Here is a 21,545-nt window from a genome sequence, read left to right as displayed (position 1 = left end):
CGTTGATAGTGTCCGAACCGTCTTTTTCATGTGGATTCCCCTGTGAGTGCTAGCGGTGAAGGCCGCCCTGACGCGTGCAACACTCTGTACCGGCTGCCGGGGAGTCAACCGAGGGGAGGCATAAACGTGCCCCGCGGCAGCCGTTTCGCTGCCGCGGGGCACGAGGCACGGGTGCGGCTACTCGAACGGGGCGGGGTCCCCGGTTCCGCGGCGGACCACTTCCGGGGCGCCGCTGGAGAAATCGATGACGGTGGTGGGATCGGGGCCGCAGAAGCCGGAGTCGATGACGGCATCCACCTGGTGGTCCAGGCGCTCCTTGATTTCCCAGCCCTCTGTCATCGGCTCCTCATCACCGGGCAGCAGCAGCGTGCTCGAGAGCAGAGGTTCCCCCAGACCGGCGAGGATGGACTGGACAACGGCATTATCCGGGATCCGTACGCCCACCGTCCGCTTCTTGGGGTGGGAGAGCCAGCGGGGAACGTCCTTCACGGCCGGCAGAATGAAGGTGTAGCTGCCCGGGGTGGCGGCCTTGACACTGCGGAACACCGAGTTGTCCAGCTGGACGAACTGGCCCAGCTGTGCGAAGTCCCGGCAGACAAGGGTGAAGTGGTGCTTCTCGTCCAGCCTGCGGATCTGCCGTATCCGTTCCACACCTTCCCGGTTGCCCAGCTGGACGCCCAGCGCATAGCAGGAGTCTGTGGGGTAGGCGATGAGGCCCCCGGAGCGGACGGTATCCACTATCTGGTTGATGGAGCGCGGCTGCGGATTGTCGGGGTGGACGTCATAGTATCTGGCCATGGTCAAAGCCTACCGGCGGAGCACTGTCTGCGGCCCTCAGCTGCTCCACCGCAGAGCTCAGGGAAGCCAGGGCCTTCGGGCCCGTATGCCCCTCATCCTCGACCACCGTCAGAGTGCTGGAGGGCCATCGCCGGTGCAGCTCCCAGGCCGTACCCACGGGACTGCCGATATCGTGCCGCCCGTGGATCAGCCGGGCAGGTGTGCCGGCCAGCTCCCGCACCCTCGCCAGGATCGCCGCGTCGCCGGGCAGAAAACCGTCCTGTGCCCAGTAGTGCGTGGTCAGCAGGGCGAACGTCCCCAGGCTGCGCTCGCCGTCGAAACGGGGCCCGGCAGGCGCACCGGGTTCCAGAGCCGCAACCGCCGATTCCCACCGCTGCCAGGCGCCGGCAGCGGCAAGGGCATCCGTGCGGTCCCCGCCTGCCAGACGGCGGGCGTAGGCTTCCACGGGTCGCTCGCCGGGGAGTGCCCGTGCATCCCGGCTGAACGCTGCCAGGGCTTCGGGGCAGAACCGTCCGACGCCGCCGGTGATCCAGTCCACCTCGGCACGGCTGGTGGTGGTTACGGCAGCCAGGGCCAGCCCGATGACACGGTCCCTGTGTCGGAGGGCATAGGCCATCGCGAGCGTGCTGCCCCATGAGATTCCGGTAACGACCCACCGGCTGATCCCAAGGCTGGCCCGCACCGCTTCGATGTCCGCGATCAGCGCTGCGGTGGTGTTCAGGTGCAGGCGCCCGAGATCATCCTGCGCGGCCGGCGTGCTGCGGCCGCAGCCGCGCTGATCGATCCCGACGGTGTAAAACCGCGCAGGATCATGCAGGCTGCGGTAGCCGCCGGACCCGAGCGAGCTGCCGGGGCCGCCGTGCAGGTAGAGGACCGCAGTTCCGGCCGGATTGCCGCTTGCCTCCCAGTAGATGCGGGCCTGCGGCACCGCTACCCAACCGTGGCTACCGCTGTCCCGGACACTTTCCATCCCGCCAACCTACGGCACCCGGACTGGCTGGCGGTGAAGCTGCCGGCGCAGGGCGCGGACCGAATGCGCGGCGGTCCTCAGCCGCGTGCCGGAATACGGGACACCGCCGCCCACCCGCCGTGCAGCCGCCAGCCAGATGCAGACCGCCCGCTCGGTGAGCCATGCCGGCGCCCACAGTGCCGCCGTCGGCGGGAAAACCTGCCGTCCGCCGCGGCGCCGCCGGCCGAATTCAGCCGCGGACACTGCAAGGCCGGCCAGGACGGACAACCGGCGCGGCCGGTGCAGGCCCCAGATCAGCAGCGGCAGGAGGGACAGCTCAGCGGCCAGCCGCAACGGCTGCGCGAAACCGTCATAGGCCTGGCGCACCCGCTGTCCGAAGAAGTGGACGGTTGAGCATGGCAGGCGCGCCACGAAGAGGTTCCCGGCGTGCAGCTCGCGGCCGCCCGCTGCCCGGACGGTACGGAGCAGTTCCAGGTTCTCGAACAGGACGTTTCCGCTGTATCCGCCTGCCCGTCGCAGAACCTCAACGCGCACCGCCAGGGTGCCGGGGTAGTCGGTTCCGAAGGCGCGGTTCAGCAGGATGCGCCCGGTGTCCCACCGGGCATGCCACGGCAGCGGGGCAGTGAAGTAGTTTTGCGGGACAACGACGTCGGCCCCCGCCAGCAGCTCCAGGATGCCGTTCAATCCCGCCGGGGTGTAGCGGACGTCGTCGTCGGCAATGATCAGGTACTGAGCCCGGGCGAGGTCCAGCCCCGTCATGACGGAATCCACTTTGCCGTTGAGGCATTCCGGATGTCCGGGCCGGTAATGCCGCACCGCGGACGGGAAGGCGCGGCGGTGGGCAGCGAAGCGTTCCTTCCCGGACCCGTCCACCACGAGGACGGGCAGGCAGGTGCAGAGGACCGCCAGGTATTCGCACAGCTCCTCGAGGCCGCCGTCGTCTGACCATTTCAGCGGCAGAATGTATTCAGCATCTGGCCGGAGGGGCGCTTCCATGGCTGAGAAGATATCCGACCCGTTAGTGCTAAGCAAGCTTAGTAAATACCGTAGGATAGGCGGATGGAGCAGCGCGACTATTTCCCCGGAGATACCCGCAGCATGCGCGAGCGGATGCTTGCCGGGGACCTCAATCTGACCGCCCTCGACGTCGCCGCCATCACCATCGGCGACGACGTCCAGATCGGGCCCAACGTCCAGCTGCTGACCCCCACCCATCCGGTGGAACCGGCACCGCGCCGCGACAAGCTCGAAGCCGCCAGGCCCATCCGCATTGAAGACAACGTGTGGGTCGGCGGCGGGGCGATCATCCTCCCCGGCGTGAGCGTGGGAGAAAACAGCGTCGTGGGTGCCGGCGCCGTCGTGACGCGTGATGTGCCGCCCAATACCGTAGTCGCGGGCAACCCGGCCAAACCCCTGCGCACACTCTAGGACTGCCATGTTTTTCATCATCGGATTCAAGACCGTTGTGCGTGCCCTGTTTTCCCGCCCGGCCACCTGCCAGTACTGCGGAGCCTACGCGCAGCAGTACGTGGAGGAGCGCGCCAACCGCTTCACGCTGTTCTTTATCCCGGTCCTCACCACCAGCCGCCGCTACGCCTTCACCTGTTCGAACTGCGGACAAAGCACCGAAATCAGCCGCGGACAGAAGAACGCCCTCGAGCGGGCCTGACCCGCAAAAACGCCGTCTCCGGCGGCACGGTGACGCTCCCGGAAACCCGTTGGTCCGCGGCGCGCCGGAAAAGTCAATAGAATAGACGTAAGCACCACAGCCGACGGCCCTGTTCTGGCCGCACCACAGACTTTCGGAATGCCGCCGCACGGCTGCCATTCCACTTTGCAATCCAATCCCCAACGAAAGAAAAATCATCCGTGAATAGAACACCTGCCGTCCTAAAAGCCCCCCGGGAACTCGCCAAGGGAACCATGCGAGTCATGAATCTTGGCGGCCTCGGCGAAATCGGCAGGAACATGACCGTTTTCGAGTTCGACGGCAAGCTGCTGATTGTTGACTGCGGCGTGCTCTTCCCCGAAGAGGAACACCCCGGCGTCAACCTCATCCTGCCCGACTTCAGCGCCATCCGTGACCGCATGCAGGACGTTGTGGCTGTTGTCCTGACCCACGGCCACGAAGACCACATCGGCGGTGTGCCGTACCTGCTGCGCGAGCGTTCGGACATCCCCATCGTGGGCTCCAAGCTGACCCTGGCGTTCATCGAGGCCAAGCTGAAGGAACACCGGATCAAGCCCAAGCTGATCCAGGTCAAGGAAGGCGACCGCCGCACCATCGGCGGCTTCGACCTGGAATTCCTGGCCGTGAACCACTCCATCCCGGACGGCCTGGCCATTGCCATCCGCACCGCAGCCGGCATGGCGCTGCACACCGGTGACTTCAAGATGGACCAGTTCCCGCTGGACCGCCGCATCACCGACCTCACCGGCTTCGCCCGGCTGGGTGTTGAGGGCGTGGACCTGTTCCTCACCGACTCCACCAACGCCGAGGTTCCCGGCTTCATGGCCTCGGAAAAGGAACTGGCACCGGCCATCGACACGGTGTTCCGCACCGCGCCGCGCCGCATCATCGTCTCCAGCTTCGCCAGCCACATCCACCGCATCCAGCAGGTCATCGACGCGGCATCGCGCTACAACCGCAAGGTCTCCTTCGTGGGCCGCTCGATGATCCGCAACATGACCATCGCCGAGGAACTGGGCTACCTGAACATCCCCAAGGGCATCCTGGTGGACTTCAAGTCGCTGCAGCGCGCCGATGACCACAAGGTGGTGCTGATCTGCACCGGTTCTCAGGGCGAGCCGATGGCTGCGCTGTCCCGGATGGCCAACAAGGACCACCAGATCCGCATCCACGAGGGCGACACCGTGCTCATGGCCAGCTCGCTGATCCCGGGCAACGAGAACGCCATTTACGGCATCATCAACAACCTGACCAAGATCGGCGCCAACGTGGTGCACAAGGGCAACGCCAAGGTGCACGTCTCCGGCCACGCCAGCGCCGGCGAACTCGCCTACTGCTACAACATCGTCAAGCCGCGCAACGTGATGCCGGTGCACGGCGAATGGCGCCACCTCAAGGCCAACGGAGCCATCGCCGAGGCGACCGGAATGGATCCCCGCGACGTCGTTATTGCCGAGAACGGCATGACCGTTGACCTGCGCCGCGGACGGGCCACCATCTCCGGCAAGCACCAGGTGGACCTGGTGTTCGTGGACGGCGACAGCGTTGGCCACACCACCGAGGAAACCCTGAAGGAGCGCATGCAGCTGGCCGAGGAGGGCGCCGTGACGGTGCTGGCCCTGGTCGATGCCGATACCGGCACCATCGCCGAGCCTGCCGAGTTCTTCACCAAGGGCTTCACCGTCAAGTCAGAGGACCTGAAGAAGGCCGAAGAAGCCGTGGAGAAGGCCCTGGCCAACGCGGCGTCCGGCAGCCGCCGCGGCCCCAAGGGCGAGGATCTCGAAGATGTCATCGAGCGCGCCGTCGCCAACTGGATGCGCCGGTTCTACAACCGTACGCCCGCCATCACGGCGATTGTTGTTGACGCGTAGCTAGCCCGGGGACCCGTCCCGTGCTCCGGCCCGCAGCGATTATGCTGCGGGCCGGATTTGCGTTAACCGGGGCCCGTGAACCGCCGTGCCGTGTGATTTTGTTCTCCCCCCGGCGGGCGGCATCCCGGTTCCCGCGGACCGGCCCCGGGGCGCGGGGTGCCGCCTGATCCCCGCCAGCACGCGGAAGGACGGCGGATGGCAGGCCGGTGCGGCCGCCCCGCAGGGCGCTTCCGGGCATCCGCCGGCGCCGGAGCGCTCACAGGAAAAACCGATAACTTAGCCGGATGCAAGCCCCCAAACCCTCGTTCCTGGAACGACTTCCCCTGCCCGGACGGGTGGCAGCCTTCCTCCTCGTCAGCCTGCTCGCCGGCGTACTGACCGCAGCCACCCTGATCCCCGTGGCAGCAGTGGCGGCCACCGGCACGGACATGACTGTCGAGGTCCTGGACCAGCTGCCGGACGAGCTGGAAACCGGTCCGCTGGACGAGGGTTCCAAGATCTACAGCGCCGACGGTGTCCTCCTGGCCACGTTCTACGCGCAGAACCGTGTCCCGGTCACCCTGGACCAGATTTCCCAGAGCATGCAGGACGCGATTGTCTCCATTGAGGATGCGCGCTTCTTCGACCACAACGGCATCGACTTCAAGGGCGTGGCCCGTGCCGTGGCTTCCAACGCCAGCGGCAGCGACACCCAGGGCGCCTCCACGCTGACCATGCAGTACGTCAACAACGTCCTGATCAACCGCGACATTGCAGCGGGCAAGGGCGGCAGCGACCTGACCCTGAGCGGCACCAAGGACCTGGGCGACAAGCTGCGCGAAGCCAAACTCGCCGTCGCCGTGGAGAAGCAGTACACCAAGGAGAAAATCCTTGAGGGGTACCTGAACATTGTGCTCTTCAGCGGGCAGACCTACGGGGTGGAGGCCGCGGCGCGCAGCTTCTTCGGCGTTTCAGCGTCGCAGCTGACCCCGGCGCAGTCGGCCATGCTGGCAGGCATGGTGCAGTCGCCGAGCCACTACAACCCCTTCACCAACCCCGAGGGCACCCAGGCCCGCCGCGACACGGTCCTCGCCGCCATGCTGAAGAACGGAAAGATCAGCCAGGCCGAGTACGAACAGGCCGTGGCCACGGGCCTGGACCTGAACCCCCAGACCGTCACTTCCGGCTGCACCGGCGCGGAAACCGCCCAGTACTTCTGCAGTTACGTGGAGCAGACCATCCTGCAGTCCGAAGCCTTCGGAGCAGATGTGCAGGACCGTGCCAAACTCCTGGCCCGGGGCGGGCTGACCATCCGCACCACCCTCGATTCCCGCCTCCAGGCCGAGGCACAGGCACAGATTGAGGCGCAGGTGCCCGTCGGTGATGCCTCCGGCGCCGGATCGGCCATGGTTTCCGTTGAACCGGGAACGGGCAAGATCCTGGCCATGGCGCAGAACACGGTGTACACGCCGGAACCCGGGGCCGGCAGGACCCAGCTGAACTTCAACGTGGATGCCGATATGGGCGGAACCCCCTACGGGTTCCAGCCGGGATCCACCATGAAACCCTTCACCACGGCCCAGTGGCTGAAATCCGGCCGGGCCCTCAGCGACACCATTGACGCCACCCGCACCTCCTATCCCGCCGGGTTTGGCTGGCAGGCGAAATGCCTGGGGGCAAACACCGAATTCGACGAGTGGAAGTTCAAGAACGCGAGCGAGGGCTACGAACGGCCGATGACCGTCAGCCAGGGCCTCACCCAGTCGGTCAACACCGCCACGGTGGCCCAGGCTGCGCTGCTGGACCTGTGCGACATCAGGGATACGGCCACCAGCATGGGCGTGCACCGGGCGGTCGACGGGGAACCCCTGGAGGTTACCAGCCCGTCCTTCGTGCTTGGCGGACAGGAAGTTTCACCGCTGACCATGGCCGCAGCGTACGCAACGTTCGCCAGCGGCGGGCAGTACTGCGAACCCACGGCGCTGACCGAGGTCACCGACGGCCGCGGCAACTCGTATGAGGTCCCGGGCGAAGACTGCACCCGTGCCATCTCCGAGGAGGTGGCGGCCGCCGTCACCCTGCCGCTGCAGAACCTGGTCAACGGCGCCCCGGGCAGCATCAGCCCCATCGGTGTACCCGCGGCAGCCAAGACCGGTACCACCGACCAGTCCGAACAGACGTGGACGGTCGGCTACACCACGGGTATTTCCACGGCCTCCTGGGTCGGCAACTGGAACTCCTACACGTCGCTGAATAACCAGGCAATCAACGGCGTCACCCGTTCCTACGTGGACGGTTCCTCCCTCGCCGGTGCCCAGTGGACGCAGTACATGAAGGCTGTTGCCGGCCTCTACTCCGCCGAGACCTTCCCTGCTGTTCCCGCAGAGCTGCGCTAGCCGCAGGCGGGACCGGCGTGCTGCAGCCCCGGGCCTGGCGGTAATGGCAGACTGGACGGGGACGCGAGGACTATTGAAAGGTCACCTGTTACATGACGACGCCGGACTGGGTGCAGCACGCTGTGTGGTGGCACGTTTACCCCCTGGGGTTCACGGGCGCGGAAAAGACGGCTGGCGAGGCTGCTGCGCAAACGGCTGCCGGTGAAGACCCCATACGCCACCGGCTGCCGCATCTGGCGGGCTGGCTGGACTACCTGGTGGAGATGGGCGCGTCCGGCCTTGCCCTCGGCCCCGTGTTCGCCTCCGAATCCCACGGTTACGACACCACGGACTATTACCGGATCGACCCCCGGCTCGGCGACGGTGACGATTTCGACGAGCTGATCCGTGCGGCCCGGGCCCGCGGCATCCGGGTCCTGCTGGACGGGGTGTTCAACCACACCGGCCGCAGCTTTGCCCCGTTCAGGGAAGCGCTGGAACAGGGACCAGCGGCTGGAACGGCCGGCTGGTTCCACCTTGACTGGCCGGACGGCTGGAAGCCCGGGAGCGAGCCGGAGTACGGCGACTTCGAAGGGTACCACCATCTGGTGGCGCTGAACCATGCCGAACCGGCCGTCGCGGAATTCGTGGCGGATGTCATGAAGCACTGGCTCCGGCGGGGCATTGACGGCTGGCGGCTGGACGCCGCCTACGCCGTGCCATCGGCCTTCTGGGCCCGCGTGCTCACCGAAGTCAGGTCCGAGTTCCCGGAAGCCTACTTTGTGGGGGAGTACATCCACGGCGATTACCCGGCGGAGGTCCGCGAGGGAAAACTGGACGCAGTCACACAGTACGAATTGTGGAAGGCGGTCTGGAGTTCGCTCAGCGACGCCAACTTCTACGAACTGGCCGCCGCACTGGAGCGGCACAATACGTTCCTGGACACCTTCGTGCCGCTGACCTTTGTCGGCAACCATGACGTGACACGCATTGCCAGCCGGCTGGCGCCGTCGGGCAGGCTGGCGCAGGCGGTCGTGCTGCTGCTGACCCTGCCGGGCACCCCGGCCATCTACTACGGCGACGAGCAGGGCTACCGGGGAATCAAGGAGGACCGGGCCGGGGGAGACGATGACATCCGGCCGCTGTTTCCCGCCGGCCCCGCCGAACTCTCCGATGTCGGTGCGCCGCTGTACCGGCTCCACCGCGAACTGATTGGCCTGCGCCGACGGCACGCCTGGATCCATGCGGGGCGCACCCGGGTGCACTCGCTGAGCAACGAGCAGATTGTCTACGAGGTGTACGACGCCGGGAACTCACTGTTCGTGGCGCTCAATGCCGCCGCCGCCGCCGCGGAAGTTCCGGTGCCGGCTGCAGCCCGGGACGTGCTCGCCGGCGAGGGCGGACTGGACGTTCCGGGGCTGCAGCTGGCATTGCCGGGCGGCGGGTGGGCCGTGCTCGGTACTGCTGCCGGCTAGTAGAGCTTGATGGTCCCGCCGTCGGCCATCAGGGTCTGGCCCGTCAGGTACTGGGAATCATCGCTGGCCAGGAACACCACAATCGGGGCAATGTCGGTTTCGGGATCACCCAGCCGGCCCAGCGGCACGCCGTCGACAACCTCCTGGTACGCGTCCGGGAAGGCCTTGCTCCACTGGACAATGCCCGGCGTCAGCGCCACGGGGGAGACCACGTTGACGCGGATGCCGTCCGCTGCCCACTCGTTGGCGGCCGTGCGGGAGATGGCGCGGATGGCTTCCTTCGCCGCCGCGTAGGCAACCTGGTTGGGCAGGCCCTTGATGCCGGCCCCCGAGCCGAAGTTGATGATGCTGCCCCGGGTCTTCTTCAGCTCGGGGTAGGCGGCCCGCATCAGGTGGAAGGTGGCCATGGTGCCGGTATTGAAGGACAGGTCCCATATTTCCTGCGTGGTTTCCATGATCGGAGCCTGCTTGGAGGCATGGGCGTTGTTCACCAGGATGTCCAGCCCGCCGAAGCGCGCCACGGTTTCGGCCACGATGGCTTCGGCGTTCTCAGGCTTGGAGATGTCCTTCGCGATAAAGATGACGTCGCCTTTGCCTTCGAGCTCGGCCAGCAGCTTGTCACCCTGCGCCTGGTCGATGTCCACCACGGCCACCTTGGCGCCCTCGGCGAGGAACCGCCGCACGATTCCCTGGCCGATCCCGCCCGCCCCTCCGGTGATGATTGCGGTCCTGTTGCTGAGTTTCATGCTTATTCCTTCCGTGTCGCAGGGCCCGTTGGCAGGCCCGGAGCGTGTGCCAGTGTCTGTTCGACGCCGGCAATGAAGTTGGCAACGAAGAAGTCCAGGGACCGGCGTGAACCCGCATAGGTGATGCCCTGCTGCTGGAAGCGGGCCGCCCGGGGGTAGCGGGCTATCGCCGTACCGTCCTTCCATTCGCCCTGTCCGCCGTCGGCAGGCGCCGGCTGCCCCTCAAAGGCCGGCCCGTAGTGTGCCGCCGATGTAATGGCCGACGTACCGATCACCGCAGCGGAAATGCCGAGCAGGCAGTCGAAGCCATGCTCCTCGCTAAGGCCGGCCGAGGCGAGCGTGGCGAGTATCCGTTCCACGTCCCCGGGGGAGGCCATGTTCACCAGCCGGCGCGGAGTGAGCACAATGCGCAGCAGCCACCGGTGTGCGGTGAACGCCTCCCACTGGGCAACGGCCATTCGGGTCAGCACCTGCTGCCAGGTGCGGGCTCCGGGGGCGAGCAGGGAGAATTCAGCGGTGGCCGCTCCTGCCATCATCAGCAGCAGGTCGCTGCGGTCCGCCACGTGCCGGTACAGGGCCATGGCCGAGACGCCCAAATCCCCGGCAACCCGCCGCATGCTGACGGCATCGAGCCCTTCGGCGTCGGCTATGGCGATGGCGGCATCGGCTATGCCGGCCGGGGTCAGCGGAGTTTTCCGGGACACGGGCGTGCCTTTCTGGGAATGAGGCCTACGGTCCAAGTTTACGGCGTACACGCCGGGGTGGGTTGCAGGTGGTGCGACCCACGGCAGCGCTCGTCGTGCGTATTTCGTAAGGGTTTGTTCCGGGGGCGTAAGGAAAGCGTTAGGACGGCCGCCGGGACCACCGGCGGAGGCTTCTAATCGAAGGCGGCACAAGGTGTGCCCGTGCTCCGCTTCGGCGGCACGCTGATCCCACTGGGGGCAATTCCCGTGCTCGATGTCTTGTTTGTGCTTGGTTTCGCGGTGCTTTTTGCCGCGTTTGTTGCGGTTGCGGGGGCGGTGGAAAAGCTGTGATCGTTTTCAACGTCGTTGCGTTGTGCCTGGCCGCTGCCGCGGTGGTTTACCTCCTGGCGGCACTCGTTCGTCCGGAGCGGTTCTGATGGGCTGGTGGGTACTGGCCGCACAGGGCCTGGCCCTGGCTCTTTTGCTGGCCTTGGTGCACCGGCCGCTGGGCGACTACATGGCCCGGATCTATTCCACGGACAGGCACCTTCGCACCGAACGCGGCTTCTACCGCCTGATCGGGGTGGACGGTTCTTCCGGGCAGGCATGGCAAAGCTACCTCCGCAGTGTCCTGGTGTTCTCCGGCGCCGGCATGCTGGCGCTGTATCTGCTCCAGCGTGCCCAGCACCTGCTGCCCGGCTCGCTTGGACTGCCTGCCGTTCCGGAGGCCCTGTCCTTCAACACCGCGGCCTCCTTCCTGGCCAACACCAACTGGCAGTCCTATTCCCCGGAAGCAACCATGGGGTACGCGGTGCAGATGGCCGGCCTAGCCGTCCAGAACTTCCTGTCCGCTGCTGTCGGCCTGGCGGTTGCCGTGGCGCTGGTCCGCGGACTCGGAGGCCGTCACCGGGGGACCATCGGCAATTTCTGGGTTGACCTGACCCGCGGCGTGCTGCGGCTGCTGCTGCCTGCGGCTTTTCTGGCTGCCGTGGTGCTGATGGCGGGAGGCGTGATCCAGAACTTCAACGGCTTCAGCACCGTCACCACGCTGACGGGCGGATCGCAGGTTCTGCCGGGCGGTCCGGTGGCCTCCCAAGAGGCCATCAAGCTGCTGGGCACTAACGGCGGAGGGTTCTTCAACGCCAACTCCGCGCATCCGTTTGAAAACCCTTCCGGCTGGACAAACCTGGTGCAGATTTTCCTGATGCTCGCCATCCCCTTCAGCCTGCCCCGCACCTTCGGCACCATAATCGGGGACCGCCGGCAGGGCTACGCCATCCTGGCGGCCATGGCAGGCATCTTCACGGTGTCCCTCGCCGCAATGACGGCCTTCGAATTCGGGGCTTCCGGCGGAGCTGCAGGGTCCATGGAAGGAAAGGAGCAGCGGTTCGGCATCACCGGGTCCACGCTCTTCGGCTCCACCAGTACCCTCACCTCCACCGGAGCCGTGAACTCCATGCATGACAGCTTCAGCCCGCTGGGCGGCATGATGGCGATGCTGAACATGATGCTGGGCGAGGTGGCGCCCGGCGGGGTGGGTTCGGGCCTCTACGGAATACTGATCCTGGCCGTGATTACCTCCTTCATCGCCGGATTGCTGGTCGGACGCACACCCGAATACCTGGGTAAAAAGATCGGTCCGCGGGAAATCAAACTGGCCAGTCTCTACATCCTCACCATGCCCGCCCTGGTGCTGGCGGGGACGGCACTGAGTTTCGCCATTCCGGCCGTCCGTGCGGACATCGAGGGAACGTCCATCCTGAACACCGGACTCCACGGCTTCAGCGAGGTCCTGTATGCCTTCACCTCCGCGGCCAACAACAACGGATCCGCGTTTGCCGGCCTGACGGCGAACACGCCCTGGCTCAATACCGCACTGGGCGTGGCCATGCTCGTTGGCCGGTTCCTGCCCATGGTCTTTGTGCTGGCGCTGGCAGGCGCGTTTGCCGAGCAGGGCAAGGTCCCGGCTTCAGCGGGAACCCTGCCCACCCACCGGCCACAGGCCGTGACACTGCTGTGCGGCGTCACAGTCATCGTGACCGCCCTGACCTTCTTTCCCGTACTCGCGCTGGGCCCCCTGGCGGAAGGACTGCAATAACCATGTCCACACTTATCAAACCCCCGGTCTCCGAAAAGGAACCGTCGCCCGCGCCTGTGGCGCGCGGGATCAATGCAGGCGCATTGGCTGCCGCACTCCCGGGCGCTTTCCGGAAGCTGGACCCGCGGTTGATGGTCCGCACACCCGTGATGTTCATTGTCGAGGCGGGGGCCGTGCTGATCACCGCCGTCGCCGTGGCCGAACCCTTCCTCGGCGGCCCTGCCGCATCCGGCGGGACCCCCGTCCCGGGAGCGTTCTCCTGGCTGATCGCAGGATGGCTCTGGGCCACCGTCCTCTTCGCAAACCTGGCCGAGGCCGTGGCCGAGGGGCGCGGGAAGGCGCAGGCCGCCAGCCTGCGCAACAGCCGGGCCACGACCACTGCCTACCGGGTGGCCGGCTACGACGCAGTCCGGGATCCGGCCGCTCTGACGGCCAAACCTGAAGAGGTTCCGTCAGCCGATCTGGGTCTGGACGACGTCGTCGTGGTCGAGGCCGGGCAGGTCATTCCCGGTGACGGTGACGTCATTGACGGCATCGCTTCCGTGGACGAATCCGCCATCACGGGTGAATCAGCGCCCGTGGTCCGGGAGTCAGGCGGTGACCGTTCGGCCGTCACCGGGGGCACCCGGGTGCTCTCGGACCGGATTGTCGTACGGATTACCAGCAAGCCGGGTGAAACATTCGTGGATCGGATGATCCGCCTGGTGGAGGGCGCAGCCCGCCAGAAGACACCCAACGAGATTGCCCTGAACATTCTGCTGGCCACGCTGTCCCTGGTTTTCCTGGTGGTGGTCCTGACCCTGAACCCGCTGGCCGCCTATTCCTCGGCAACCGTCAGCCTTCCCGTCCTGGTGGCGCTGCTGGTCTGCCTGATTCCCACCACCATCGGGGCGCTGCTCTCCGCCATCGGCATTGCCGGGATGGACCGGCTGGTGCAGCGCAATGTCCTGGCCATGTCCGGACGGGCCGTGGAAGCCGCCGGAGACGTCACCACGCTTTTGTTGGATAAAACCGGCACCATCACGTACGGCAACCGCCAGGCCGCGGATTTTGTCCCGATCAACGGCGCGGACCGGCAGGACCTGATCGATGCGGCGGTACTCTCTTCCTTCGGCGATCCGACGCCGGAAGGTAAATCGGTAGTGGACCTCGCCGCCCGCGAAGGCTGCCGGCCGGAGCCCCCGGCCGGTTCCGTCAGCGTGCCGTTTACCGCCTCCACGCGGATGAGCGGCATGGATTTCCCGGACGGAGCGAAAATCCGCAAGGGTGCCTCCTCCGCCATCCTCGACTGGAGTGCCGAAACAGGAGGCATCGACGTCGACGTCCTGATTGCCGTGGAGGACCAGGTCAAACGGATCTCCACGGGTGGCGGCACCCCGCTGCTGGTCGCGGTGCGCGGCACCGACGGCGGCACCAAGGTCCTCGGGGTCATCCATCTCAAGGACGTGGTCAAGGACGGGTTGAAGGAACGCTTCAGCCAGCTCCGGTCCATGGGCATCCGCACCGTCATGATTACCGGTGACAACCCGTACACGGCCAAAGCCATTGCTGCCGAGGCCGGGGTGGACGACTTCCTGGCCGAGGCCACCCCCGAGGACAAAATGGCCCTGATCCGCCGCGAACAGGCCGGCGGGCACCTGGTCGCCATGACCGGGGACGGCACCAATGATGCGCCCGCACTGGCCCAGGCGGATGTGGGGGTGGCCATGAACACGGGAACCTCGGCGGCCAAGGAAGCCGGCAACATGGTGGATCTGGATTCGGATCCCACCAAACTCATCGACATCGTGGGAATCGGCAAGCAACTGCTGATCACGCGCGGCGCGCTGACAACGTTCTCCATCGCCAACGATATTGCCAAGTACTTCGCCATTATCCCGGCGATGTTTGTCGGAATCTTCCCGGGGCTGGCGGCACTGAACCTGATGCAGCTGCATTCCCCGGCCTCGGCCATCCTCTCTGCCGTAATCTTCAATGCGCTGATCATCATCGTGCTGATTCCGCTGGCCCTGCGGGGAGTGAAATATCGGGCAGCGGGTTCTTCGGCGGTGCTTGGCCGCAACCTGCTGGTCTATGGCGTGGGCGGCGTGCTGGCGCCGTTCATCGGCATCAAGGCCATTGACCTCCTCGTCAGCTTCATCCCGGGGTTCTGACATGGTTTCCCAGTCTCTTTTCCGCATGAAACCCCGGATCCGCAGCAACACCCACATCAGGAGCACACCATGAACCCCGTCCGCAGCAGCATGCGCCAGCTTGGCGTCTCCGTCCGTGCCCTGGCGGTGCTGACGCTCCTCCTCGGGCTGGCCTACCCGCTCGCCGTAGCGGGTGTGGGCCAGGCCGCGCTGCACGGGCGGGCCAATGGCTCGCAGGTCGGCAGCGGCGGCACTGACGTCGGGTCCGAGCTGATCGGCCAGTCCTTCACGGATGCGGACGGCGCGGCCCTGCCCGAGTGGTTCCAGTCGCGGCCGTCTGCGGCCGGTACGGGGTACGACGGCGCTGCCTCGGGCGGTTCAAACCTCGGCCCGGCGAACCCGGAGCTGGCGGCAGCGGCGGCCGAGCGCAGGGCCGCCGTCGCCGAGCTGGAAGGCGTAGCGGCCGGCGACGTGCCGCCAGATGCCGTCACTGCTTCCGGATCGGGCCTGGATCCGCATATCAGCCCCGAATACGCCCGCCTTCAAGTGGATCGGGTAGCCGCCGCACGGGGTCTGGACCCGGCACGGGTTGCGGCCCTGGTGGACGCGGCAACCCGGGCGCCCGCGGGCGGTTTTCCGGGGAACGCCACAGTGAACGTGCTCCTTTTGAACATTTCGCTGGCGGAGCTGGACACTTAGTCCATGACGAGGGGACAACTGAGGGTATTCCTGGGGGCGGCGCCCGGCGTGGGCAAGACCTGCGCCATGCTTGAAGAGGGGCGCCGCCTCCGCGACGAGGGCCGGGACGTGGTCATCGGCCTGGTGGAAACCCACGGCCGCGCCGGAACGGCAGCCGCCGCGCAGGGGCTGGACACGGTGCCCCGGATCACCGTGGCACACCGCGGACTGGACCTGCAGGAAATGGACCTCAAGGCTGTACTGGCCCGTGCCCCCGACTACGCGCTGGTGGACGAACTGGCCCACACCAATGCTCCCGGGATGCAGCACGAAAAGCGCTGGCAGGACGTGCAGGCCCTGCTGGAAGCCGGTGTCAACGTCCTCTCCACGGTGAACATCCAGCACATTGACTCCCTGAACGATGTGATCGAGCAGATCACCGGCACCCCGCAGGCGGAGACCGTTCCCGACGCGGTGCTGCGCGGTGCCGAACAGGTGGAACTGGTGGACCTGGCACCGCAGTCACTGCGGGGACGGCTGGCCGACGGCGTCATCTATCCGGCGGAAAGGGTGGACGCCGCCCTGTCCAACTACTTCCGGCTGGGCAACCTCACCGCGCTGCGCGAGCTGGCGCTGCTCTGGCTGGCCGATGAGGTGGATTCAGCCCTGAACCGGTACCGTGCCGAACAGGGCATAGACCGCAAATGGGAAGCCCGGGAGCGGGTGGTCGTGGCCCTGACCGGCGGACCCGAAGGCCGTACGCTGCTGCGCAGGGGTGCGCGGATAGCTGCCCGCTCCGCCGGCGGGAAACTGTTGGCCGTCCATGTCTCCGGTGCGGACGGGCTGCGCGGAGCGGAGCCGGGGGAGCTGGCAGCGCAGCGGGCCCTGGCGGAAAAGCTGGGCGGCACTTTCCACCAGGTGGTGGGCCATGACATTCCCAAGGCCCTGGTGGATTTTGCCCGCGGCGTCAACGCCACGCAGCTGGTGGTGGGTGTGAGCCGCCGCCCGCGGATCGCGGCGCTGCTCTCCGGGCCCGGGATCGGCGCCACCGTGATCCGCGAGTCGGGGGATATCGATGTGCACATCGTCTCGCACTCGGCGGCGGCGCGGACACTTGTGCTGCCGCATTTCGGCGGTGCGCTCTCAAAGCGGCGCCGGCTGCTGGGCTTTGCCCTGGCCCTCGCGGGCGGGCCGCTGCTCACCGCGGGGCTGGTGGCCGTCCGGAGCGCCGAGACCATTACCGGCGACGTCCTCAGCTACCAGCTGCTCGTGATCCTGGTGGCGCTGGTGGGAGGTATCTGGCCGGCACTGTTCGCCGCACTGCTTTCGGGCCTCACCCTGGACTTTTTCTTCATCCAACCGCTCTACACGGTAACCGTTGCCACTCCCTCGCACATGCTGGCCCTGGGCCTGTATGTGGTGAACGCACTGTTGGTCAGTTACGTAGTGGACGCAGCTGCCCGCCGCGCCCGCACGGCCCGGCGGTCGGCGTCGGAGTCTGAGGTGCTGGCCTCGGTGGCCGGCAGCGTGCTGCGGGGCGAGGATGCACTGGCCGCCCTGGTCGGCCGGACCCGGGAGGCTTTTGCCCTGGTTGCAGCACGGCTGCGGGCGGACGGCGGTGACCTGTACGCCGACGGCGACTGGCCGGCAGACCTTCGGCCCGGGGATCCCGCGTTCACCCGGCTGCCGGTTGGGGAGCGCGCCTTCCTGGACCTGTGGGGACGTGAGCTGGCTGCCTCGGACCGCAGGCTGCTGGCGGTGATCACCGCGCAGCTTGAAGCGGCACTGGAGCATCGGGACCTTACGGAGACTGCGCGCGGGCTGGGATCCTTGGCCGAGGCGGACAAGGTCCGCACGGCGCTGCTGGCCGCCGTCGGACATGACCTGCGCCGGCCGCTGACGGCCGCCACCGCCGCGGTGACCGGGCTGCGGGCCACGGACGTCACCTGGTCCGAGCAGGACCGCAGCGAGCTGCTTGCCACCGCGGAGGAATCCCTCGCGTCCCTTTCCTCACTGGTGACCAGCCTCCTGGATGTCAGCCGGCTGCAGGCAGGGGTGGTCGGCGTGAACCTGGAGTCCCTGAATGTTGCAGATGCGGTGCTGCCGGCACTGGAGGAACTGGACCTGGGCCCGGCCGAGGTTGAACTCGAGATTCCTGCCGCGGGACGGGTCGTCGTCGCCGATCCGGTGCTTTTGCAGCGGGTCCTGGTCAATCTTCTGGCCAACGCCGTGCGTTTCAGTCCGGAGGGGGCCAAAACCGTGCTGGCCGTGAGCGAGTTTTCGGGGCGGGTGGAAATCCGTGTCATAGATTCAGGCCCCGGCGTCCCTGAATCCCGGCAACCGGACATCTTCACCCCGTTCCAACGCCTGGGTGACACGGATAATCAATCCGGCCTCGGTTTGGGGCTGGCACTGGCGAAGGGGTTCACGGAAGGCATGGGCGGAACGCTGGAGGCTGAAGACACACCAGGCGGCGGCTTGACCATGGTGCTTTCGCTGCCTGCCGCAGGCCGAATGTCCAACGGGGCGCTCACCCGGCCGGCGGTGGCGGGATGAGAATCCTGGTGGCCGACGACGATACGCAGATCCTGCGCGCGCTGCGCATCACACTCGCCGCGTACGGATATGAGGTAGTCACGGCTGAAAGCGGCAGCGCGGCCATCCGCAAGACCGTGGATACCCATCCGGACCTGCTGGTCCTGGATTTGGGCATGCCGGGGCTCGGCGGGATGGATGTCATTGAAGCGGTCCGCGGCTGGAGCACGGTGCCCATCCTGGTGGTGTCGGGCCGGATGGACCCTGCGGATAAGGTGCGTGCCCTTGACCTGGGCGCCGACGACTATGTCACGAAGCCCTTTTCCACGGACGAGCTGCTGGCCCGCATCCGTGCCCTGTCCCGGCGAAGGCCCGTCGCGGCCGGTCAGAGCGAAATATCCTTCGGAACGGTGCGGGTGGATCTGGCGGCCCGGCGGATTATCCGGATGCCGGACGGATCGGACATCCGCCTGACGCCCACTGAGTGGCGCCTGCTCGCGGCCCTGCTGGCCCATCCGGGCATGCTGGTGACCCGGGACACCCTGCTCCGGGAGGTGTGGGGTCCGGGCACCGGTGATTCGGGCTACCTCCGCCTGTACATCGGCCAGTTGCGCCGCAAACTGGAGACCGATCCTGCCTGCCCCGAGCATCTGCTGACCGAGCACGGCATGGGCTACCGGTTTGTGCCGTGAGCCTGCCGGGGAACGCAAAAGCGTCCGTCCCCTGCAGGGAACGGACGCTTTTGCGGAGCTACGGCAGGATTGCCGTGCGCGGACGGGCCGCTAGGCCTTATGCCCGGTAGAACACGGGGCCGGAGCCGACGTTGACGGACTGGACCACGGTCTGGTTGCCGTTCCAGCCGCTGTGGATGGCCTCGCCGTTGCCGATGTAGATGGCGATGTGGGCCAGGCCCATGCCGCCGTCGGCGTAGTAGACCATGTCACCGGGCTCCGGGGTGGAGACCTGGGTGCCGTAGGCAGCCAGCTGTGCGGGGGCGAGGTCGCCCACGGAGTGGCCTGCGGCGCGCAGGGCCACCTCAACCAGCACGGTGCAGTCCTGGGCGGCGCCCAGCTGCGAGTAGGCCGAGGACAGCATGGTGGCATTGGTGCCACCGACAGCGGCGGGGGCCGGGGTTACCGAGGCGGCCTGGGTGCTGATGATGCCGGTATCCGCGGCGGCAGGGGCAGCAGGAGCAGCCGGTGCGGCGTAGGCATCAGTGGCGTAGGCGGCGGCAGCGTAATCCAGGGCAGCCGGTGCGGCTGCGGCCTCACCGGAAACGGTGATGACGTCCCCGGGGTAGATGATCGACGCCATGGACAGGCCGTTCAGGGCGAAGACGCTGTCCAGGCTGACGCCATAGTTGGCGGCAATGGCGCCCAGGGTGTCGCCGGACTGAACGGTGTGGGTGGTGCTGGCGGCAGCCGGAGCGGCAACGGGAGCGGCTTCAGCCACGGGCGCTGCAACCGGTGCGGCCGGTGCGGCTGCCTGGGTCGGCGTGTAGTTGTCGTTGGCTACGACGCCTGCGGAGGCCGGTGCGGCCATTCCGAGCATCAGGCCGGAACCTGCAGCGACAACGGCTGCGGCGCTGCCGATGGTCCGTCCGCGGGTAACGGTGGTCTGTGAGATGGTGGACCAAACGCCGGCGGTCTCGGCACGGTGACGTCCATGGGTCTTGTTGAATGACATGTTGATATTTACCTCTCCCGATACCTGCGAGGTGAGCTGTCGGATGCGGATGGGAGACACCCGGTCGTCGGATTGAATCCGGCGACTTAACCCCAAGGATTCGTGGAACCCGTTATTGGTTCCCCCGCCCCTGCCGTGGTGATGCGTTCTGTGGACCCCGGATAAGCGGCAGAGCTAGGTAACTAGTCCGGGGGAGCCGCGTTCAGAGCGGCATGGGAATAACCGTACAAGATGGTTACGGTTGGATAACCATTTAGTGATCCGGTTCTCGAGTGTGTGTGCGTGGCGCCTCAATATGTTAGTCACTTGGGCCCCTCGAGTGCCGTCCGATGCCATCCCGTCACTCTGTTTTCGCCGAATTGTCCTCGTCGGCAGCCCGCCCGCAGCGGACGCGCCTGACAGGTGTTGTATATGTGGCCCGTGATGCGGGGGATGCGCGGCCGTTTGGGAAACAAAAAATGTGAAGTCGCTCTCCCATGCGGCTGTGGATTGCCGATGCAGCAGCCCTCCTGCCTAAGATACTTAGGCTACCTTTCAATTGGAGGTGGGCTCATCGATGCACAGGAGTACGCGCGTGTCAGGCAGTGGCCGAAAACTATGGACCAGGGAATTCGTGCTGGCGATCGTCACCAACCTGTTCATTTCCCTCGTCTTTTACCTGCTCATGACCACCATGGCGCTTTACGCCGTGCAGGAGTTTGTGGCGTCTGACAGTGCTGCCGGCTTCGCTTCCGGTTCCTTTGTGATCGGGGCGCTGGCCGCGCGGGTCTTTGCCGGAAAGTTCCTGGATTTCGTGGGCCGCCGGCGCATGCTGATCGCCAGCCTGGCAGTGTTCACGGCAGCCTCGGTGCTCTACATTCCGGCGTCCAACCTGGGCCTGCTGCTTGCAGTCCGGCTGCTGCACGGCGCCGCCTTCGGTGCCGCCAGCACCAGCCTGTCAGCATCGGTCATGGGGCTCATCCCCGCCCACCGGCGCGGAGAAGGCACGGGATACTTCGGCATTTCCACCACCCTGGCCACGGCCGTCGGGCCGTTCCTGGCTGTGCTCCTGGTGGATTCGGTCAGCTACCGTGCGCTTTTCCTGTTCGCTGCCGTGTGCGCCGCCGTCGCCCTGCTCCTGTCCCTGGTGCTCCGGTTACCCGAACGCACCCCGGGTCCGGAGGAACTGAAGAACAAGTGGCGCATGCACCTGAGCGACATCCTCGATGTGTCGGTGCTTCCGATTGCCTCGGTGATGTTTATAGCCGGTGCGGCCTATGCGGGCATCCTGTCCTTCCTGAACTCCTATGCCCAGACCGAGGGGATGGTGCTCGGAGCCAGCCTCTTCTTTGTGGTCTATGCAGGGGTGGTGCTGGTATCAAGACTCTTCGTCGGCCGGATCCAGGACCGCCACGGCGACAACGCAGTGGTGTACCCCACGCTTCTCTCCTTCGCCGCCGGGCTGGCGCTGCTCGCGTTCGCCCCCAATGACACCGTCATGGCGGTGGCCGGCGTCTTCGTTGGATTCGGCTTCGGTGCCCTGATGCCCTGCGCGCAGGCCATCGCGGTGGGCATGGCAGCGCCGGCGAGGATCGGCCTGGCGACGTCCACGTTCTTCATCTTTATGGACGCCGGCGTGGGCCTTGGCCCGCTGCTGCTGGGAATGCTGCTGCCGCTGAGCGGATTCCACGGCATGTACTGGGTTCTGGCTGCTGTCCTGCTGGGCAATACGGTGCTGTACCACTTTGTCCACGGCCGCAGGAAGCGCAAGCCGGAGCTGCTCGCCGCCGTGGTCCGGGACGCCTCCGCCGCCTGACGGGGTACCCTCGTTCAACAAGCGAGGGGAGCAT

Annotated in this window: 18 protein-coding genes, 1 pseudogene and 1 riboswitch; of the genes and pseudogenes, 13 read left to right on the top strand and 6 right to left on the bottom strand. The window is 66.6% G+C overall.

Annotation, left to right across the window (positions count from 1 at the left end; genetic code table 11):
- Positions 1 to 177 precede the first annotated feature (177 nt).
- The 3 genes from AC5RTS_RS01680 to AC5RTS_RS01670 are packed head-to-tail and all read right to left on the bottom strand — an operon-like array spanning position 178 to position 2,764.
- Positions 178 to 798, bottom strand: a complete 621-nt coding sequence (locus AC5RTS_RS01680; RefSeq protein ID WP_493990328.1) for an L-threonylcarbamoyladenylate synthase — start codon at positions 796 to 798, stop codon at positions 178 to 180.
- Positions 782 to 1,768 (bottom strand): alpha/beta fold hydrolase, encoded by a 987-nt coding sequence (locus AC5RTS_RS01675; RefSeq protein ID WP_493990327.1) that lies wholly within the window; start codon positions 1,766 to 1,768, stop codon positions 782 to 784. The genes AC5RTS_RS01680 and AC5RTS_RS01675 overlap by 17 nt, the downstream gene beginning before the upstream one ends.
- Before the next feature lie 9 nt (positions 1,769 to 1,777).
- Positions 1,778 to 2,764: a glycosyltransferase family 2 protein gene (locus AC5RTS_RS01670; RefSeq protein WP_493990326.1), complete on the bottom strand. Its 987-nt coding sequence runs from the start codon at positions 2,762 to 2,764 to the stop codon at positions 1,778 to 1,780.
- A gap of 132 nt (positions 2,765 to 2,896) precedes the next feature.
- Between AC5RTS_RS01670 and AC5RTS_RS01665 the strand changes: the two are divergent.
- The 5 genes and pseudogenes from AC5RTS_RS01665 to AC5RTS_RS01645 form a co-directional block, all read left to right on the top strand.
- A pseudogene (locus tag AC5RTS_RS01665) lies at positions 2,897 to 3,196 on the top strand (DapH/DapD/GlmU-related protein); the annotation flags it as partial.
- 7 nt (positions 3,197 to 3,203) lie between these two features.
- Entirely contained in the window at positions 3,204 to 3,437 is a 234-nt protein-coding gene (locus AC5RTS_RS01660; protein WP_493990325.1) for a zinc-ribbon domain-containing protein, read from the top strand.
- Positions 3,438 to 3,691: 254 nt separating this feature from the next.
- Entirely contained in the window at positions 3,692 to 5,329 is a 1,638-nt protein-coding gene (locus AC5RTS_RS01655) for a ribonuclease J (protein WP_493990324.1), read from the top strand.
- Positions 5,330 to 5,613: 284 nt separating this feature from the next.
- Entirely contained in the window at positions 5,614 to 7,704 is a 2,091-nt protein-coding gene (locus AC5RTS_RS01650; RefSeq protein ID WP_493990323.1) for a transglycosylase domain-containing protein, read from the top strand.
- Between the two features lie 92 nt (positions 7,705 to 7,796).
- A complete protein-coding gene (locus AC5RTS_RS01645; RefSeq protein WP_493990322.1) occupies positions 7,797 to 9,158 on the top strand; it encodes an alpha-amylase family protein in 1,362 nt (453 codons plus the stop codon).
- Here AC5RTS_RS01645 and AC5RTS_RS01640 read toward each other — a convergent pair.
- Positions 9,155 to 9,904, bottom strand: a complete 750-nt coding sequence (locus AC5RTS_RS01640; RefSeq protein ID WP_493990321.1) for an SDR family NAD(P)-dependent oxidoreductase — start codon at positions 9,902 to 9,904, stop codon at positions 9,155 to 9,157. The two genes, AC5RTS_RS01645 and AC5RTS_RS01640, sit on opposite strands and share 4 nt — an antisense overlap.
- A gap of 2 nt (positions 9,905 to 9,906) precedes the next feature.
- Positions 9,907 to 10,608 (bottom strand): TetR/AcrR family transcriptional regulator, encoded by a 702-nt coding sequence (locus AC5RTS_RS01635; RefSeq protein ID WP_493990320.1) that lies wholly within the window; start codon positions 10,606 to 10,608, stop codon positions 9,907 to 9,909.
- A 201-nt stretch (positions 10,609 to 10,809) separates the two neighbouring features.
- Between AC5RTS_RS01635 and AC5RTS_RS01630 the strand changes: the two genes are divergently transcribed.
- The 7 genes from AC5RTS_RS01630 (at position 10,810) to AC5RTS_RS01600 (ending at position 18,722) form a co-directional block, all read left to right on the top strand.
- Entirely contained in the window at positions 10,810 to 10,938 is a 129-nt protein-coding gene (locus tag AC5RTS_RS01630) for a hypothetical protein (protein WP_493990319.1), read from the top strand.
- Positions 10,935 to 11,024, top strand: a complete 90-nt coding sequence (locus AC5RTS_RS01625) for a potassium-transporting ATPase subunit F (protein ID WP_493990318.1) — start codon at positions 10,935 to 10,937, stop codon at positions 11,022 to 11,024. The genes AC5RTS_RS01630 and AC5RTS_RS01625 overlap by 4 nt, the downstream gene beginning before the upstream one ends.
- Positions 11,024 to 12,685, top strand: a complete 1,662-nt coding sequence (gene kdpA, locus AC5RTS_RS01620; RefSeq protein ID WP_493990317.1) for a potassium-transporting ATPase subunit KdpA — start codon at positions 11,024 to 11,026, stop codon at positions 12,683 to 12,685. Before AC5RTS_RS01625 ends, kdpA begins: the two co-directional genes overlap by 1 nt.
- Positions 12,686 to 12,687: 2 nt before the next feature.
- Entirely contained in the window at positions 12,688 to 14,838 is a 2,151-nt protein-coding gene (gene kdpB, locus AC5RTS_RS01615) for a potassium-transporting ATPase subunit KdpB (RefSeq protein ID WP_493990316.1), read from the top strand.
- Positions 14,839 to 14,907: 69 nt separating this feature from the next.
- On the top strand, positions 14,908 to 15,516 hold the full coding sequence (gene kdpC / locus AC5RTS_RS01610) for a potassium-transporting ATPase subunit KdpC (RefSeq protein WP_493990315.1): 609 nt from the start codon (positions 14,908 to 14,910) through the stop codon (positions 15,514 to 15,516).
- Between the two features lie 3 nt (positions 15,517 to 15,519).
- Positions 15,520 to 18,051: an ATP-binding protein gene (locus AC5RTS_RS01605; protein WP_493990314.1), complete on the top strand. Its 2,532-nt coding sequence runs from the start codon at positions 15,520 to 15,522 to the stop codon at positions 18,049 to 18,051.
- Positions 18,048 to 18,722, top strand: coding sequence for a response regulator (locus AC5RTS_RS01600; protein ID WP_493990313.1), 675 nt, complete (start codon positions 18,048 to 18,050; stop codon positions 18,720 to 18,722). The genes AC5RTS_RS01605 and AC5RTS_RS01600 overlap by 4 nt, the downstream gene beginning before the upstream one ends.
- Before the next feature lie 97 nt (positions 18,723 to 18,819).
- Here AC5RTS_RS01600 and AC5RTS_RS01595 read toward each other — a convergent pair whose 3' ends face one another.
- Positions 18,820 to 19,716, bottom strand: a complete 897-nt coding sequence (locus tag AC5RTS_RS01595; RefSeq protein WP_493990312.1) for a LysM peptidoglycan-binding domain-containing protein — start codon at positions 19,714 to 19,716, stop codon at positions 18,820 to 18,822.
- Between the two features lie 7 nt (positions 19,717 to 19,723).
- Positions 19,724 to 19,872, bottom strand: a riboswitch (cyclic di-AMP (ydaO/yuaA leader).
- A 418-nt stretch (positions 19,873 to 20,290) separates the two neighbouring features.
- On the opposite strand from AC5RTS_RS01595, the gene AC5RTS_RS01590 reads away from it, so the two are divergent.
- Positions 20,291 to 21,511: an MFS transporter gene (locus AC5RTS_RS01590; protein ID WP_493990311.1), complete on the top strand. Its 1,221-nt coding sequence runs from the start codon at positions 20,291 to 20,293 to the stop codon at positions 21,509 to 21,511.
- Positions 21,512 to 21,545: the final 34 nt, after the last annotated feature.

The sequence above is a fragment of the Arthrobacter sp. MDT1-49-2 genome (assembly GCF_059090185.1).
The sequence above is the reverse complement of the archived record's forward strand: the minus strand, read 5'-3'. Positions and strand labels throughout refer to the sequence as shown.